This window comes from Aquimarina celericrescens, from assembly GCF_042682765.1.
Taxonomy (GTDB): domain Bacteria; phylum Bacteroidota; class Bacteroidia; order Flavobacteriales; family Flavobacteriaceae; genus Aquimarina; species Aquimarina celericrescens.
Window position 1 is genome coordinate 108,099 of record NZ_JBHUHY010000002.1, and the last position, 16,295, is coordinate 124,393.

Genomic DNA, 16,295 nt, shown 5'->3' on the forward strand with positions numbered 1-16,295 from the left:
AACCAAAATAGCATTTCTTATAAATTTGAAAGGTGAGAAATTATAGTCACATTTTATTACTACCACTATTCTTTGCTATGGAGGTGTTTTCTCAAACATCTCCAAAGTTGATTGTCTCCAAAGATTATCTTCTTATTAAAAAGTCTGAGATTACCACAGGCAAGCCTCTGGTATATCGGGGAGAGATTTCAAATGTTGAAATTTCTTCTGCCACTCCTATTTTAGGTAATGTAGTCGAAGAAAAAGAAACAATTCGTTTTAATCCAGTTATCCCATTTGGATGGAATCAAAAGTATACATTGGTTTATGATTCCACCATTGAGCATTTTGAAATTACTCTTCCCAAAAAATATAAGTACCTTTCTGTTGAAGCTATATACCCCTCTATAAAAAAGCTTCCTTCTAACCTATTGAAATGGTATTTCAAATTTTCTAAGCCCATAAACCAACCCAGCGTTTACGATAATATTAGGTTCACAGACACTAATGGAGATACATTAGACAGGGTCATACTTCCTTTAAACAATGCCTTAATTTCTGATAATGGACTCCTTTTGACCGTATGGGTTGAACCAGGAAGGCAAAAACGCGGACTTATTCCTAACCAACAATTGGGTGCTGTTTTTGAAGAAGGAAAAGAATACTCTTTGATTATATCCAAGAATTTAAAGGATTATGAAGGCATTGCCATGCAACAAGATTACATACATAGATTTATAATTGTAAACGCAGATCGTGAACAACCTACTATCAATTCCTGGAAAATATGTATCCCAACCCCAGGTACAACCTCAAATCTTATGATTCATTTTAATGAAGAACCTATGGATTATGGTAGTACGCTAAGTAGTATAAGAATTATAGACCCTCAAAAAAAAGAAATTAAAGGTGATCTAAAGCTAATTAATAATGAAAAAACTTTGGTTTTTAAGCCATTACAGCCTTGGAAAAAAGGTCATTATCAAATTTCTATAGATGTTAGCCTGGAAGATCTCGCTGGAAATAATCTCAACAGATTGTTTGATAGCGACATAAATGATATACAGCACGGTAGCCCTGACACTAAAGAAATGATCTTAGAATTCGAAGTACAATAATAATTATAATATATCAACTTTATTGGGTTCTTTAAAAGTAAGCCGGTCTCATCGAATATGACTTCCTGCATTTATGTCAATAGTAGCACCAGTGGCATGATCCATAAGTCCACTACACATCATTCCGATTAAAGGTGCGATATCTTCTGGTGTTGTGAGTTGATTTAGAGCAATCTCATTAAGTACTTTCGCTTCTCCATGATCCTCTATAAATTGTTCTGCCATTTGAGTACGTGTAAATCCGGGAGAAACTATAAAAGATTTGATATTATGTTTCCCAAAAGAACGCGCAACACTACGTGCCAGAGATACTATTCCTCCTTTTGAGGCGGCATAGGCAAGGTACTCTTCTGTTTCGCCTCTAAAGACTGCTCTGCTTCCAATGTAGATAAAACTACCTTCTTTATTTGATATAAAATGATCTATCCCAAGTTTGGTCAATAATCCAACTGAATTTAAATTGATATCCATAGTCTTTTTCCAGGTAGCATACCAATTTTCGGTATCATTATTAGTAGAATGTGATAAGAATACTCCTGCATTTAAAATAATCACGTCGATCCCTGTAAAGGCCTTTTCAACATTTTCGAATAACGCATATACTTCTTCTTCCTTTGATAAATCTGCTTTAAAACATTTAGATTGTGTTTCTGGGAAAGTAGCAATGAGAGCTTCAGCAGAAGCCTTATTTTTATTGTAATGCGCAGCAACCCTTGCCCCCATTTTCATTAGAAAACTTGCTATAGCCTTTCCTATTCCGTCTGATGCCCCGGTTACAAGTATTTTCTTGTCTCTTAGATCGATTTGTATCATTATCTATTATTTACTAGATAAAAATAAAGGAATTATACTTTATATCAACTAATCATTTAGACTTGTCGCACAAATACATCAATCTTAGGTTAAAATATTCAAAATATGATAACTGGTAAAGCCAAAATAGATATCACCATTGCAGGAAAACAAAAGGAATATCAAACCTGTATAAATGTACGTGCTGATCATGAATTAAAAGTAAATGGAGTATTGGACTTGGATATTACACATTTTGATTTAAAATCACCTAAAAAGCTTTTAGGCCTGGTCAAATTAGATAAGAATATTAAAATCATTTTTGAACTTTTTATAAAAATTCTGTGATCCTGATTTTTATCATAATCTATGTAAAGAAGCTAAATTATATTTCAATATTCTACATAAACAGATCATTAAAACTAAATTAAAAAACTATGCTACCAAAAACAATGAAAGCAGCTGTGGTAAGAGAATTCGGAAAACCACTCGCGATTGAAGAAACAGAAGTAAAAAGACCGGAAAGAGATGAAATTTTGGTTAAAGTACAAGCCTCGGGAGTCTGTCACACAGACCTGCACGCTATAGAAGGTGATTGGCCAGTAAAACCAAAATTGCCGCTTATTCCCGGTCATGAAGGAATTGGCTACGTAGCCGCAATAGGCAAAGGAGTTTCGCATGTAAAAGAAGGGGATATTGTTGGTGTTCCCTGGTTATATAGTGCTTGTGGACATTGTGAACATTGTATTACAGGTTGGGAAACCCTGTGTGAAACGCAAGAGAATGGTGGCTATAGTGTCGATGGAGGTTTTGCAGAATATGCAATTGCAAATGCGGGATATGTAGGCCATTTTCCTTCTAACATTAATTTTATCAAAATGGCCCCTATTCTATGTGCTGGGGTAACTGTATATAAAGGACTTAAAGAGACTGAAGCCAAGCCTGGAGAATGGGTAGCTATCTCAGGAATCGGAGGATTAGGTCATTTAGCAATTCAATATGCCAAAGCCATGGGGCTACACGTGGCTGCTATTGATGTTGCAGATGATAAACTGAAACTAGCTAAAAAATTAGGGGCAGAATTTGTAGTGAATGCTAAAGATAAACATCTGGCAGAAGCCATTAAAAAAGAAACCCGTGGCGGTGTTCATGGAGCTTTGGTTACTGCCGTAGCACCTGTGGCTTTTGAACAGGCATTACAGATCCTGAGAAGAAAAGGAAATTTGGTGATGAACGGACTTCCTCCTGGAAGTTTTAATCTACCCATTTTTGATATGGTATTGAACCGGTTTACCGTAAAAGGGTCGATTGTAGGTACTCGAAAAGATTTACAGGAAGCTATCGACTTTGCGGTAGAAGGTAAAGTAGAAACTACTACTCACTCTGCTTCTTTAGAAGATATTAATGCTGTATTTGACGATATGCGTAAAGGTAAAATCGAAGGTAGAATGGTACTTGACCTTCATACAAAGTGAAAAATTTGAATCTCCTTCATTTCAAAATTATAGGTCTTATTGTTTAAATTAAAAAAAACTGATAATATTAACTTTAGGAGTACAGAAATTTTGATCAAAATACAGTATATTTAGATATAGATGCCGTCATTGTCAGAAAAATATCTTTTCTGTCAAGAACACACACATTTCAATAATTAAAAACTTTAATACTAACTATTATGAGTATCTCAAAAGCATCTCCTAAAAGCAAGATGGAAAGACCCAGCTTTAAGGATCAATACGACAACTATATCGGTGGAAAATGGACGAAGCCAGTAAAAGGTGAATATTTTGATAATATTTCGCCTGTAGATGGAACCAGTTTTACCAAAATCGCACGTTCAACTACTGAAGATATTGAACTTGCCATCGATGCTGCATGGGCAGCAGCACCAGAATGGAACCACTCGTCTGCTACATTTCGTAGTAATTGTTTATTGAAAATCGCCAACGTAATGGAAGAAAACCTAGAATCCCTTGCGCGAGCCGAAACTTGGGATAATGGTAAAGCTCTAAGAGAAACATTGGCAGCCGATCTTCCGCTGGCCATTGACCATTTTAGATATTTTGCTGGCGTTATTAGAGCAGAAGAAGGATCAGTTAGCGAACTTGATTCGGAAACGGTATGCCTAAATGTTCTGGAACCTCTTGGAGTAGTAGGACAAATCATCCCATGGAATTTCCCACTATTGATGGCCGCATGGAAAGTAGCTCCAGCACTTGCTGCCGGAAATTGTGTGGTATTAAAACCCGCAGAGCAAACCCCGGTAGGAATTATGATCTTAATGGAAATGATTGAAGGCATTCTTCCAGACGGTGTCTTAAATGTTGTAAATGGTTTTGGAGTTGAAGCAGGAAAACCGCTGGCATCTAGCCCGCGTATAAATAAAGTAGCGTTTACAGGAGAGACCACAACAGGTCAACTAATTATGCAGTATGCATCAAAAAACATTACTCCCGTTACATTGGAGCTTGGAGGAAAATCACCAAACATCTTTTTTGAAAGTATTATGGATGCCGATGATGAGTTCTTTGATAAAGCTATAGAAGGAGCAGTGATGTTTGCTCTTAATCAAGGAGAAGTCTGCACCTGTCCGTCAAGAATCCTAATACAAGAAAGTATTTATGATCAATTTATAGAACGGGTAATAGAACGAACAGAAGCGATCAAATTAGGCCATCCTCTTGATCCAGATACTATGATGGGTGCACAAGCTTCTAATGATCAATTCGAAAAAATTCTCAACTATATCAATATAGGAAAAGATGAAGGTTGTGAAGTACTTGCAGGTGGTGAAGAAGCTTATGTAGAAGGTTTAGAAAAAGGATATTATATCCAACCTACTTTATTGAAAGGAAATAACGAGATGCGGGTTTTTCAGGAAGAAATATTTGGTCCTGTAGCATGTGTTACCACTTTTAAAGATGAGGCTGAAGCAATTGAAATAGCAAATGATACTCTTTATGGACTTGGAGCCGGTGTTTGGACAAGAGATATGCACCAGGCATATAAAATTTCAAGAGCAATAGAAGCAGGTCGCGTTTGGGTAAATTGTTATCATACATATCCGGCTCATGCGCCGTTTGGCGGGTATAAAAAATCCGGTATTGGTAGAGAAAACCATAAAATGATGCTTAATCATTATCGCAATACTAAAAACATGTTGATTTCTTATGATAAGAAACCAATGGGATTTTTCTAAATGACAGATTTATGATTGAAAGGGTTAAAATCACCGATAATGCAAAAGCAGTTATCGATACCTTAAAAAAAGAACATGGGGAGTTGATGTTTCATCAAAGTGGAGGTTGCTGTGATGGCTCCTCCCCAATGTGTTTTCAAAAAGGTGAATTAATGATTAACGAGACCGACATTTGGTTAGGTAATATTCATAACTGTGACTTTTATATGTCATATGATCAATTTGAATATTGGAAACATACGCAACTTACCGTTGACGTGGTAGAAGGTCGTGGGGCTAGCTTTTCGCTCGAAATTCCTCTTGGAGTTCGTTTTGTTATCAAATCCAGGATATTTAATGAGGCTGAGATGAATCTATTAAGTCCTGTGCATAAAGGAGTGAGTACATGACCTATATCAATAAGATCTAAGCTACTATTTTGAAATACCAACCAAAACCCAAATCTTCTTGTCCGATTCATTTTTCCAGTCACCAAAATCTTTAATCTCTTTAATAACTGTAAATCCTGCCTTTTTTAACTCTGATTTTACAAAATCTAAAGAAATCGTATGCGCTTTCATTTGCTCATTTCTGGTTGTATTGCGCATATGACTTTTAAACTTTTCTATGATTACAATTCTTCCCTCCGGTTTTAGAGATTTTTTTAGGTGGTTTAAAACGACCATATAATCATCAATCTCGTGATAGGTATCCATGACTACAACAACATCCAAGGATGTATTTGGTAATTTTGGATTATCATAATCCCCTAGGATGGTCTTAACATTGGTTAAACTCCTTGCAGCCAAATGTTCATCAAGTCGCTCTAAGCGATCTTCCCTTACATCTACTGCGTACACCTTACCTGTCTCACCCACCTTTTTTGACATACGTATTGTAAGATAACCTTCATGACAGCCAACATCTGCAACTGCACTACCCGATTTGACGCCTGCAAGATCAAATATTTTGGATACATTCATCCACGTATCCCTTTTCTCCCAGTCATTTTCTTTGTATTGTGCGATACTGGTTTCAATAAACAAAATTGAAATTAAAAAAATTAAAACTCTACCATGTTGTATCATCTTTCCCCTTGATAGTTATAATTAACGAATAATAATCCTCAAAATACCTCTTAATTAAATCGGTAGTATGTGTTTTATGAAAAATTTGGGTTTTCAATAATGATAATTAAACCAGCTTATCCCCTATTTTATGGGTAAAATTTGTTAATTATTGTTAAAATAGTACCTTTTTATACATAGTACTGTAACAAAATAAATCTATCATCGTCTAGTATATAAAATCAATATTCAAAAACAGAAATCATGAGAACTTTAAACAACAATCAAATTACCAGCAGAGTTAACACAACAAACGGATATATCTGGAATACAAAAAGGAGATACAGATAATCAAAAAGTCAAACTATTTATCAATCATTAAAACAGAATAGAAATCATGAGAACTTTAAACAACAATCAAATTACTAGCAGAGTTAACACAACAAACGGATATATCTGGAATACAAAAAGGAGATACAGATAATCAAAAAGTCAAACTATTTATCAATCATTAAAACAGAATAGAAATCATGAGAACTTTAAACAGCAATCAAATTACAAGCCGAGTTAGTACGACAAATGGATACATCTGGAATACCAAAAGACGGTACCGATAATCATAATAGGCATTCATTCACCAATCAAAAACAATCTACCATGACAACTTCGAAAAATATAAAGAAAACATTGAAGGAGAACCCTCTAAAACGAAACATGTTTCTTGGCTATTCGCTAAGCGGAAATGACTACGAATACGACATTCGTATTAGGCCTAATCGTTATGCATACTAAAGTATAGTCAACTTCAATTCCTGGAAAAAAAGGCTGAATTCAACTACGAATTCGGCTTTTTTATAATGTAAGACAAATAAACCGATATTATTTATCTAATTTATTTTCTACCTCAAACTTAGCTCCTACTGGCGCTCGATACCCTGCAAATGGCAATTTTAACAATTTACTTATTTTAGAATTAGAATCTACGTCTGGATAGGTATCTACACCGTATACGAGATCTTCATTACGAATCTTTGCAAATGTACCGAACATTCTATCCCAGATAGAAAAGATGTTACCATAATTGGTATCTGTATATGGCAATACATAATGATGATGCACTTTATGCATATCTGGCGAAACTATTATCCAACTTATAGCATCGTCTAATCTTTTGGGTAAAGAAATATTTGCATGATTAAATTGAGATAGTACAACCGATAAAGATTGATATAACATAATGATACCAATGGGCGCACCTACAATAAATACCGCCAGAGTAGTAAATATAAAACGTATGACACTTTCACCTGGATGATGTCTATTTGCAGTTGTTGTATCCACGTGATTATCGGTATGATGAATTAAATGAAACATCCACAGTGGTTTTACCTTATGCTCTACATAATGAGCTAACCATGCACCAATAAGATCCAACAAAGCAACGCCAACTAAAATAGTTGCCCAAAGTGGCATGTTTAACCACTGTAACACTCCAAATTTGCTGGCGACGGCCCAATCACTTGTTTTAAGTAAAATAAAAGCTAACACAAAGTTTATTACGATTGTAGTAAGTGTAAAAAAAATATTTGGCCATGCGTGTTTAAATTTTTTGTACTTAAACTTGAATAACGGGGCTGCGTATTCTATCAGCCAAAAAAAAGTAATTCCTCCCACCAAAATCAAACTACGGTGCGATGAAGGAATAGTTTCAAAATAATTCATTATCGTTTCCATGAGTACAAAATATTCTATTTTTCATGATTAGGCAAATAGTTTTTTTTGATATTTAATTTTCATTTGTCCTTTTTCAAGAATCATCGCAAACAAAAACAGACATTTCTTAACCGCTTCAATAAGAATACAAAAAAGCTTAGAGATTATTAATCTTTAAATTCTTAAAGATTTAATTCGAGATTATGGGAGTAAAAAAGTATGTATTAAAGAATAAAAATTATTCAAGCTCGGCTTTTATCCAGGTTTGAGCTGTTTCCAGATCTTGAAAAGTAGTTATACCATTTTGAAGGAACATATTTTCAATATTTATACTGGTTTGTTGAACTCTATTGTATACCACAGCAGCAAAAGCCTTAAGGTTGGGAAAAACATCTTTTATTCGCATATAATCGGTAGGCTCGATAGAATATGAATTTATTCTATTTGAGATGTATCCGAAAGGTCGATTTTGAAAATGTAAATTGGTCAGTGCCGAAAGTTCTTTTGCTTTTTCATAACCAAAACAAATACCTTCAGCCACTTCAATAACCAAGTAATTTTCATAAAAAATTACTTTTCCCATTTCAAGGTCATATATTTGGACTATCTTCTCTTCTTCTATAGATTTGGGCATCTTACTCGTAGTTTACAACATTATCGATTCGAGCATAAACGAAAAAGCTATCGCTTACATTACTACTAAGTTGCGAAAATACGCAAAAACATAAAACTAATAATAATTTTATGTTTTTATGCAAGACTTTATTGAAAGATTGGAGAAATAATTATCACGCGGATTGAGCTGGTAACAATTACTGTAATCATACTTAGCTTTTGCATTTTTAAAAGATGTATTATATTAGTTGTTCTGGATGGTCTTTATTTTAATTCTTTAATTAAAGATTCAGCAGAATTAATATTATTTTTATAACACTTTAGGGCCCATCGAGAAAACAATATAAAAAATGTGATTGCTACAGGGATGGCTATAACAAAAAACCACGGATTTTTTGTCTCAGTGAAAAAATCTCTTCCTTTAATTATTTTCGAAGTAACGGGCATGATCGTAAACATTAATACAAATCCCAGATAATATCCAACTGTGGTAAGTTTATGAAATTGTTTTTTGGCCCTTGAATATTGGATCAATGTTTGCTTGTAACTATTTCCTGCTATATTAAGATTACGCATTCTATTAATTGACCTTAAAGTTAGTATAGGTAGTATTAATAGCACTATAAGACTAATTATACCCGATAATAAGCTATACCAATTATCTAATTTGCTTATATTTAGAAGTATTACAATCGCTATAGCATAACAAACCACTCCACCTATCATTTCAGGATATGCAATTCTATTCATTTTATTTCTATACTTTTCTTGTGTCATCATAATAATCATTTTATCAGTTAATTTTTTTTGTTTTTCTATTTGATCACTCATTTGTGACCAAACGGCTTGCATTTCTTCCAATTCCATCATCTTTATTTTTTTACAATTAGTGTCTTTAGTTTTTGTTTAATCCGCGAGATTCTAGTACCTACATTACTCGGCGAAAGTCCCGTGATCAAGGCTATTTCTTCGTATTTTTTCCCTTCCAGAAATAATAGCATCAATCCCTTTTCTAATTCATTAAGTCCTTGAATATGAGTATATACTATTTTTAATCGTTCTTCGAATTCTGAATCATATTGCTCGGTTTGCTGTATAATCACTTTATCAATCCCTATCTGGTCACCTCTTCGTTTTTCCTTTTTCAATCTAGTGATAGCAGTATTCAAAGCAACCCTGTACATCCAGGTACTTATCTTTGAATTTCCTTTAAAACTATCGAAGGATTTCCATAATTGATACACAATTTCTTGATACAAATCCTTTTGATCATCTTGATTATTGGTGTAGACAGTGGTTATTTTATAAATAACTCCTTCATGGTCTTTAATAATTCGAGTAAACTCATACTCTTTACTCATACTGGGTTATATTTTTCTTAATTAGTACAGAAGACACAAAAAAAATCACAAAACCATAAAAATTATTTTATCATTTTGTGTTTCAATTTAAGAAAACAAGAAAGGATTAATATAAAAGATAGAATAGAAGACTAGTAGTAATCAATAAAAAAAGCGTTACAATTATTCTTTGACAACAATAAGAGTCGCTTTTACACCTGTGGTAAGATTCCACTCATTACCTGTAAGTAAATTTCCTTGGTCATCATAAAGATGAAATTCAGCAGTATTTGGACCTGACTCTCCCTGATTTAAAGCTTGGATATCAATTTTATTAAATCCTTTTAATAGATCAATTTTTAAGCCTTGAAAAGATCCCGAAAGATAAACACTAGAAGCCAAGATATCATCATTAACAAATATTCTCACGATATCTCCATCAACAAATTGATGATCGCGATAAATTAATCTCACGAATTCCCCTCCGCTCTTAAAATCGCCTAAGTATTGATCACTTTTATACTCTTCTTTAATCTCGTTGTCCTTTTTGAACCATTTTGGAGTACCTTCTATTTCCGGTTTGAAAAATCCGTCGTCACCTGCCATACTGAAAGGTTTCCGATTACGAGCATAATCTTTGAGTTCCTTAGGAGGGGTATATAAAGTAAAATTGTTATTTGTTTTAGAAGTAGATAGTTCTCCTGACAAACTATATTTATTAGTGTTGAGATCAGATTCGCTGTCAATTCGCAAAGAAGAAGTGCTCTCCACCTGTGCATTTACAGATGCGCTAGTCATTATTGAAAATAACAAAAAGAATCTCTTTCTCATATCTAATAGCTCAATCTAAAAATATAGTGATAAAGATAAGTATTATAGGGCTTAAGAGTGTTAATTACCTGTAAAATCTTTTGACGAGTATGTTTTTTTACTCCTTACTCATCAATATTCTTGTAAGATAAGTCTTATATTTGTACTCTAAAAAAGTAGCTATGACCAATTATATAATCGGAGGCATACTTCTGGCTATAATTCTTTTTTTGTTGACAAAATATACAATTGCAAAAAAGGCTCTTAACAATAGAAATAAGGAATTAGATTCTTTAAAAATAGAAACAGAAGAACAACTAAACCAACAACAGGATTACATATCGCTACTAAGTCAAGAACTTAGAACTCCGTTATACGGTATCATGGGGTTAACAAATTTGATCGCTTCAGAACACCCTGAGCTGGAAAATGACAGAAAATTAAAATCTCTTAAGTTTTCTGGAGATTACTTACTAACACTTATAAACAATATATTACATGTAAACTATCTAGACTCTGAAGGTATTACTGCAAAAGATACTTCTTTTGACCTTAACGAGGTTACACAAAATCTTGTCAATTCGTTTAGCTATGCTACGGAAAATAGTGATAATATTTTACATTATGAATTTGATCCAGAAATTGATCAAATGATTGAAGGAGATCCTGCTATTCTTTGCCAAATACTCATGAATTTATTGAATAATGCTTTACGCTTTACTAAAAATGGAAATGTATATTTTTCAGTTAATCTGATAAAGAGTAACGAAGATTCAAGTACATTTTCTTTCAAAGTTAATCACGACGGATATAATATGTCTAAAGAAGATGAAAATTCTATTTATCAAGAGTTTATTGATGTTCAAAAGGCAAAGAAATCGTATTTAGGTGTCGGGTTAAACTCAAAAATACTAAAACGACTGGCAGACGCCTTAAAAGGTGAAGTTATTATACAAAATAGTCCAAATGCCGGTTCTGAATATGCTTTTGTGGTTGATTTCAAAAAATTACCAAATAAAGATGCAACAAAAAAGGTTGATACTATTTCTTCAAATGAAACAAGATTAAAGGCACTCATTGTAGATGATAATAAACTAAATCTTTTAGTTGCAGATAAAATGCTATCTAAAGAAAATTTTGATTGTTCAACTATAGATAATGGTTTTGATGCCATCGAATTGGCTAAAGAAAATCATTACGATATCATATTAATGGATATTAATATGCCAAAACTTAACGGAATTGGTACTACAAAAAGAATTCGGGAATTTGATCCTATTACACCTATAATTGCATTAACCGCAGTAGATGTAACTCAACTGAATAAACAAATTATACACGCCGGATTAAATGACTATATTCTAAAACCTTATAACAAAAATAGTTTACTGGAAATGATTAATAAACATCTGGATACCTCAGTACGTAACTAGCATTTACTGTGCTGAAGTAATGATTATCTGTTGCCCTACTTTTAATACTGAATTTTTTCTAATTGCATTTATTTCACAAATTTCGGCTATAGCTAATCCGTGTCTATTGGCAATTCTATATAGGGTATCTCCTTTTTTAACCGTATAAATCTTTTTTTGTTGCTCCTCCTGAAGGACAATATCATTTATCGTTTTATGAACGACTATATTACTCTGTCGGGTAGAACGGTGATATCTTGGTGTCATCCACTTTCTGGTTACAAAAACAATATCTGATCTAATCTCCGTTCTGTCTGTAAACTCAAATAAGTACTCTGGATTGATACTTTTTCCATGATATTTCACCTCCAAATGTAAATGACTACCTCTTGCATTACCTGTTATCCCCCCTTTTGCAATGGCTTGTCCTTTTTTAATTTCATCATTTTCTTTGACTAAAAACTTTGATAAGTGTGCATATACCGTTTCTAATCCATTATAATGTCTTATAATTACCGTATTTCCATGTCCTCCATGATATCCAACATATCGTACTTTACCATCAAGTATTGATCTTACACTATCTCCTACCCAAAGATCAATATCTATTCCTTTATGAGGTCTTCCTCTCCTCCATCCATATCGAGAGGTGACGACCATTTTTCTATCTACAGGTGAAGAGAATTGTTTGCCCTCAAAGGTTAACTGAAAAGGGAAAGTAATACTTTCTCCCCTATACGGATTAAATCTTACGTTATCCCATGTGCTGTCTTCAAAATCTCTGGTAATATCTGCTAGTTTACTAGAAATATCTTCTTCAGACCTATTCTTTTTATTATATATTGGTAAATAGACGGTTTTACCATTTATGAACAATTTTTCATAGTATTTTACTGCTGTATCATCTTGTTGACTATACATTTCTTGTATTGATACCACTAAAAATGATAAGAATACAATAATATAAGATACACGCCTTTTAATTATAATAAACATATAATATTATTAGAATTTGAAGTAGACCTGGGCAAGTATCCATGTTTTCAATATGACCGTAAAAATAATACGTTGTTACAATAAATCCGATAATTTATTCAAAATTTTTGAAGTCATATTTTTTTATTATTCTATTTTTTTGAATATCAGATAGTTGTCAATATCTTCATTTTTACAGTACTCACGTATATATTTTATGGAATATCATCTAAACTTAAAACTATTAACATTTTTTAAGAAATAGATATGAAAAAATTAGTATCTGTATAAGCAATAAATGAAATACCCCATAGTTAAAATAGCATAATAAATTAATTAAATAACCATGAAAAAATCATTCACATTTATTGCACTATCAGGGGCTATATTGATGAGTTCTTGTGTATCAAAGAAAAAGTATGTTGCCTTAGAACAAGAATTACAAGATACGCGCAGTACTTTACAGAGAACAGCAGTTGAAAAAGACGAATTAGAAGACAAGTTTGCCAAAATTGAAGCCAGAGTAGCTGATTACAATGCGAAGATCAACTCCTTAAAAGAAGCTGGAGACGACAAAATGGTAATGGTAGACGATATTGTCGCCGTATCTAACAATTCTAAAGAAAAAATGAGAGAAACACTTGCCAAAGTTGATCCAAATAAACTTCAAGAGGCAAAAACTCTTAAAGATTCTATGAATTTAGCCGTCTCGCATAATCTTAAGAGCTCATTAGATGATAGTCTTAAGGAGGACGAAGACATTTCTATCAATATTGACAATACGGTTGTTATGATATCAATTTCTGATAAGATGCTGTTTAAAACTGGAAGCTACAGGGTAAGTGATAAAGCTAATGAAATTCTTGAAAAATTGGCCAACATCATCAATTCAGAACCGAGTATTGAAGTTATGGTTGAAGGACATACCGATCCGCGTACTATAAGTAATGCTGTGGTTCAGGATAACTGGGATCTAAGTGTAAAAAGAGCAACTTCAATTGTAAGAAAATTACAAAATAAATATAACGTCGCACCAGAAAAATTAATTGCTTCGGGAAGAAGCAGCTATAAACCTCTTGTAGAAAATGATTCTGAAGAGAATATGGCAATTAATAGACGAACCAAAATTGTTTTATTACCAAATATGGATAAGTTTTTTGCTTTGCTTACTGCTTCCAACTAAATTATAAGAATTATCATAATTGTAAAAAAGGGTAAGTTACTGGCCGGTAATTTACCCTTTTTACTCGATAATCGAGATTTAAATACTACATAGCTTGTCGCGAAATCAAAATTGATGTCCTACCGATGCCTAGTGGGCTTGCCCCGAGGTAGTTTACTTCTTTTTAAAACAAAACAAATACTGCTTATTAAACCTTTTCATTGTTACCCAGTCTTACTTAAAAATCAATACATATTTAAATTATGAAAGGCATAACATTACAAAGGTTTTCTGTTTCAATACTATTACTAGTATTAGTAATGATTACAAGTAGTTTTACTACAAACAATGGTCTATGGGATCATTTAGGTTCAAGAACTGTTAATTATCGATTAGATAGAGATGTTATCAAGGTAACCGCAAAAGAAGGAAGTTTTAAAAAGCTAAAAATAAAGGTAACTGGTGGTTCTATCAATATGCACCGCATGATTATACAATATGGTAACGGTCAAAAAGATGAGATACTGTTGAGACACAATTTTTCACGAAGAAGTGCGACCAGAGTAATTGATTTAAAAGGAAACAAAAGAGTTATAAGAGATATCACTTTCTTTTATGACACTAAGAATTTATCCAGAAAACGTGCAAAGGTACATGTGTTTGGAAAACATTGAAAAATAATAAAACCCATAAAACAGAAGAGCAACTAAATCAAAAAGTTGCTCTTTTATTTTATTCTATAGTAACCGCACTTCAGGTAGGCACCTTCTGGAAAGTTAATGGGATGATCAATGTCGTGGTATGTTTTTTCTAATACTTCAAAAGTTCTTCCCGAATCAAGTATATTTTCTTCACAAATTTCGAAAAAATCGTCTGCAATTACTCTGGATGAACATGAGGCCAGTACAAGTATACCTTTGGGTGAAACTAACCTTGTTCCTAATCTTGCCAATTTAGCATAGCTCTTTTCTGCTTTAGAAATTTCACTTTCCCTTTTAGCAAAAGAAGGAGGATCAATTACTACGATATCAAATTGTTTATGCGCGTCTATTAAGCTTTGTAGTCCCTCAAAAGCATCAGTAACCAATATGTCATGCTTCCCGTTATGATCGTTTAAAGAAGCATTTTCTTTTGCTATTTCCAAAGCTTGTCGGCTAATATCCAGGCTAATCACTTCTTTAGCCCCACCATGCAAGGCATGCACAGAAAACCCTCCGGCATAAGAAAACACGTCTAAAACCATTTTTCCTTTAGAAAGCTCTCCTACTCTTTTTCTATTATGTCGATGATCCAAAAAGTATCCCGTTTTGTGCCCCTTGATTACATTTGCCGAAAATAGTACTCCATGTTCCCTAAAAACAACGACTTCATTTTCTAGTTTTCCATAGAGAACTGATCCATCAACGAGACTATACGTTTCACCTTTTGATTTTAGCAATCTACTCAATCTTAGTACAACAGTTTTACATTGTGTGACTTTAATTAGATCTTGTAATATCTTATTAAGATAAGGAAACCAAATATGGGAATATAACTTGATGACCAAAACCTGATCGTAAACATCGGCAATAAAACCAGGAAAATTATCATTCTCGCCAAAAAGTAATCGATAACTATTTGTATTGGTTTCAAGAAGAGGTTTACGAATTGTGTAAGCAGAATCAATTTTGGAAGCGAACCACTGCTCGTTAATTTGTGCTGCCTTTTTAAATTGAATTAGTTTTATTCGGATTGGGGAGAAAGGATCATATAAACCACAAGCCAGAAAATTGTTCTTTTTAGTATCATATATAACAACCAAATCTCCTGCCTTTCCTTCTGTGTTTTGTTTGATAATACTATCTTCGAAAACCCAGGGATGGCCTCTTTTCACCATTTTCTCTCCAGAAGGCCTTAGCTTAACAGCAATCCTTTTTGTATCAATGTCCTTTATAAATTTCATACCGAACAAGATTACTACTATTTTTATAATTCCTCAAGTTTACCGTAGTGAAATAATAAAATGAAAAAGCACTTATCTCAAGAAGTATCAAGATAAGCGCCTTTTCTGTATTGTTAAAACTAAGTTTTGCAGCTAAGAGAGTACTTTTTTCTATAGCTCCTTATATATTAGACGACTATGTCTTTCTTTTGT

18 protein-coding genes are annotated in these 16,295 nt (G+C 33.2%); 9 read left to right on the forward strand and 9 right to left on the reverse strand.

Annotated elements, in window-relative coordinates; genetic code table 11:
* Positions 1–32: 32 nt before the first annotated feature.
* Positions 33–1,097, forward strand: coding sequence for an Ig-like domain-containing domain (locus ACFSJT_RS00480; RefSeq protein WP_378318202.1), 1,065 nt, complete (start codon positions 33–35; stop codon positions 1,095–1,097).
* Positions 1,098–1,145: 48 nt separating this feature from the next.
* On the opposite strand, the gene ACFSJT_RS00485 is transcribed toward ACFSJT_RS00480, so the two are convergent.
* A complete protein-coding gene (locus tag ACFSJT_RS00485) occupies positions 1,146–1,910 on the reverse strand; it encodes an SDR family NAD(P)-dependent oxidoreductase (protein ID WP_378318203.1) in 765 nt (254 codons plus the stop codon).
* A gap of 105 nt (positions 1,911–2,015) precedes the next feature.
* Between ACFSJT_RS00485 and ACFSJT_RS00490 the strand changes: the two genes are divergently transcribed.
* The 4 genes from ACFSJT_RS00490 (at position 2,016) to ACFSJT_RS00505 (ending at position 5,477) form a co-directional block, all read left to right on the forward strand.
* Positions 2,016–2,237, forward strand: a complete 222-nt coding sequence (locus tag ACFSJT_RS00490) for a hypothetical protein (RefSeq protein WP_378318204.1) — start codon at positions 2,016–2,018, stop codon at positions 2,235–2,237.
* An 89-nt stretch (positions 2,238–2,326) separates the two neighbouring features.
* Positions 2,327–3,364 carry an alcohol dehydrogenase AdhP gene (adhP, locus tag ACFSJT_RS00495; protein ID WP_378318205.1) on the forward strand — a complete coding sequence of 346 codons (1,038 nt, stop codon included), beginning with the start codon at positions 2,327–2,329 and terminating at the stop codon, positions 3,362–3,364.
* 200 nt (positions 3,365–3,564) lie between these two features.
* The gene (locus tag ACFSJT_RS00500) at positions 3,565–5,088 is read left to right on the forward strand and encodes an aldehyde dehydrogenase family protein (protein WP_378318206.1); all 1,524 of its coding nucleotides are present in this window, start codon (positions 3,565–3,567) and stop codon (positions 5,086–5,088) included.
* A gap of 11 nt (positions 5,089–5,099) precedes the next feature.
* A complete protein-coding gene (locus tag ACFSJT_RS00505) occupies positions 5,100–5,477 on the forward strand; it encodes a DUF779 domain-containing protein (protein ID WP_378318207.1) in 378 nt (125 codons plus the stop codon).
* Positions 5,478–5,501: 24 nt separating this feature from the next.
* Here ACFSJT_RS00505 and ACFSJT_RS00510 read toward each other — a convergent pair whose 3' ends face one another.
* A complete protein-coding gene (locus ACFSJT_RS00510; RefSeq protein ID WP_378318209.1) occupies positions 5,502–6,155 on the reverse strand; it encodes a class I SAM-dependent methyltransferase in 654 nt (217 codons plus the stop codon).
* Positions 6,156–6,713: 558 nt separating this feature from the next.
* On the opposite strand from ACFSJT_RS00510, the gene ACFSJT_RS00515 reads away from it, so the two are divergent.
* The gene (locus tag ACFSJT_RS00515; protein WP_378318211.1) at positions 6,714–6,926 is read left to right on the forward strand and encodes a hypothetical protein; all 213 of its coding nucleotides are present in this window, start codon (positions 6,714–6,716) and stop codon (positions 6,924–6,926) included.
* 87 nt (positions 6,927–7,013) lie between these two features.
* On the opposite strand, the gene ACFSJT_RS00520 is transcribed toward ACFSJT_RS00515, so the two are convergent.
* The 5 genes from ACFSJT_RS00520 to ACFSJT_RS00540 form a co-directional block, all read right to left on the reverse strand.
* Entirely contained in the window at positions 7,014–7,868 is an 855-nt protein-coding gene (locus ACFSJT_RS00520; protein ID WP_378318213.1) for a sterol desaturase family protein, read from the reverse strand.
* Between the two features lie 217 nt (positions 7,869–8,085).
* Complete coding sequence (locus ACFSJT_RS00525) at positions 8,086–8,481, reverse strand: hypothetical protein (protein WP_378318215.1); 396 nt, start codon at positions 8,479–8,481, stop codon at positions 8,086–8,088.
* Between the two features lie 245 nt (positions 8,482–8,726).
* Entirely contained in the window at positions 8,727–9,329 is a 603-nt protein-coding gene (locus ACFSJT_RS00530; protein ID WP_378318217.1) for a hypothetical protein, read from the reverse strand.
* 5 nt (positions 9,330–9,334) lie between these two features.
* The gene (locus ACFSJT_RS00535; RefSeq protein ID WP_378318218.1) at positions 9,335–9,823 is read right to left on the reverse strand and encodes an RNA polymerase sigma factor; all 489 of its coding nucleotides are present in this window, start codon (positions 9,821–9,823) and stop codon (positions 9,335–9,337) included.
* Between the two features lie 162 nt (positions 9,824–9,985).
* Entirely contained in the window at positions 9,986–10,633 is a 648-nt protein-coding gene (locus ACFSJT_RS00540) for a hypothetical protein (protein WP_378318219.1), read from the reverse strand.
* Between the two features lie 161 nt (positions 10,634–10,794).
* Between ACFSJT_RS00540 and ACFSJT_RS00545 the strand changes: the two genes are divergently transcribed.
* Positions 10,795–12,045 carry a response regulator gene (locus tag ACFSJT_RS00545; protein WP_378318220.1) on the forward strand — a complete coding sequence of 417 codons (1,251 nt, stop codon included), beginning with the start codon at positions 10,795–10,797 and terminating at the stop codon, positions 12,043–12,045.
* A 3-nt stretch (positions 12,046–12,048) separates the two neighbouring features.
* Here the strand turns inward: ACFSJT_RS00545 and ACFSJT_RS00550 are convergent, their stop codons facing one another.
* Entirely contained in the window at positions 12,049–13,020 is a 972-nt protein-coding gene (locus ACFSJT_RS00550; RefSeq protein WP_378318221.1) for a peptidoglycan DD-metalloendopeptidase family protein, read from the reverse strand.
* A 325-nt stretch (positions 13,021–13,345) separates the two neighbouring features.
* On the opposite strand from ACFSJT_RS00550, the gene ACFSJT_RS00555 reads away from it, so the two are divergent.
* On the forward strand, positions 13,346–14,182 hold the full coding sequence (locus ACFSJT_RS00555; RefSeq protein ID WP_378318222.1) for an OmpA/MotB family protein: 837 nt from the start codon (positions 13,346–13,348) through the stop codon (positions 14,180–14,182).
* A gap of 242 nt (positions 14,183–14,424) precedes the next feature.
* The gene (locus ACFSJT_RS00560) at positions 14,425–14,835 is read left to right on the forward strand and encodes a DUF2541 family protein (protein WP_378318223.1); all 411 of its coding nucleotides are present in this window, start codon (positions 14,425–14,427) and stop codon (positions 14,833–14,835) included.
* Between the two features lie 53 nt (positions 14,836–14,888).
* Here the strand turns inward: ACFSJT_RS00560 and ACFSJT_RS00565 are convergent, their stop codons facing one another.
* Positions 14,889–16,103 (reverse strand): class I SAM-dependent rRNA methyltransferase, encoded by a 1,215-nt coding sequence (locus ACFSJT_RS00565; protein WP_378318224.1) that lies wholly within the window; start codon positions 16,101–16,103, stop codon positions 14,889–14,891.
* Positions 16,104–16,295: the final 192 nt, after the last annotated feature.

Coding starts and splice junctions, on each gene's coding strand:
- ACFSJT_RS00485 (WP_378318203.1), bottom strand. CDS start 1,910: ATGATACAAATCGATCTAAGAGACAAGAAAATACTTGTAACCGGGGCA.
- ACFSJT_RS00490 (WP_378318204.1), top strand. CDS start 2,016: ATGATAACTGGTAAAGCCAAAATAGATATCACCATTGCAGGAAAACAA.
- adhP (WP_378318205.1), top strand. CDS start 2,327: ATGCTACCAAAAACAATGAAAGCAGCTGTGGTAAGAGAATTCGGAAAA.
- ACFSJT_RS00500 (WP_378318206.1), top strand. CDS start 3,565: ATGAGTATCTCAAAAGCATCTCCTAAAAGCAAGATGGAAAGACCCAGC.
- ACFSJT_RS00505 (WP_378318207.1), top strand. CDS start 5,100: ATGATTGAAAGGGTTAAAATCACCGATAATGCAAAAGCAGTTATCGAT.
- ACFSJT_RS00510 (WP_378318209.1), bottom strand. CDS start 6,155: ATGATACAACATGGTAGAGTTTTAATTTTTTTAATTTCAATTTTGTTT.
- ACFSJT_RS00515 (WP_378318211.1), top strand. CDS start 6,714: ATGGATACATCTGGAATACCAAAAGACGGTACCGATAATCATAATAGG.
- ACFSJT_RS00520 (WP_378318213.1), bottom strand. CDS start 7,868: ATGGAAACGATAATGAATTATTTTGAAACTATTCCTTCATCGCACCGT.
- ACFSJT_RS00525 (WP_378318215.1), bottom strand. CDS start 8,481: ATGCCCAAATCTATAGAAGAAGAGAAGATAGTCCAAATATATGACCTT.
- ACFSJT_RS00530 (WP_378318217.1), bottom strand. CDS start 9,329: ATGGAATTGGAAGAAATGCAAGCCGTTTGGTCACAAATGAGTGATCAA.
- ACFSJT_RS00535 (WP_378318218.1), bottom strand. CDS start 9,823: ATGAGTAAAGAGTATGAGTTTACTCGAATTATTAAAGACCATGAAGGA.
- ACFSJT_RS00540 (WP_378318219.1), bottom strand. CDS start 10,633: ATGAGAAAGAGATTCTTTTTGTTATTTTCAATAATGACTAGCGCATCT.
- ACFSJT_RS00545 (WP_378318220.1), top strand. CDS start 10,795: ATGACCAATTATATAATCGGAGGCATACTTCTGGCTATAATTCTTTTT.
- ACFSJT_RS00550 (WP_378318221.1), bottom strand. CDS start 13,020: ATGTTTATTATAATTAAAAGGCGTGTATCTTATATTATTGTATTCTTA.
- ACFSJT_RS00555 (WP_378318222.1), top strand. CDS start 13,346: ATGAAAAAATCATTCACATTTATTGCACTATCAGGGGCTATATTGATG.
- ACFSJT_RS00560 (WP_378318223.1), top strand. CDS start 14,425: ATGAAAGGCATAACATTACAAAGGTTTTCTGTTTCAATACTATTACTA.
- ACFSJT_RS00565 (WP_378318224.1), bottom strand. CDS start 16,103: ATGAAATTTATAAAGGACATTGATACAAAAAGGATTGCTGTTAAGCTA.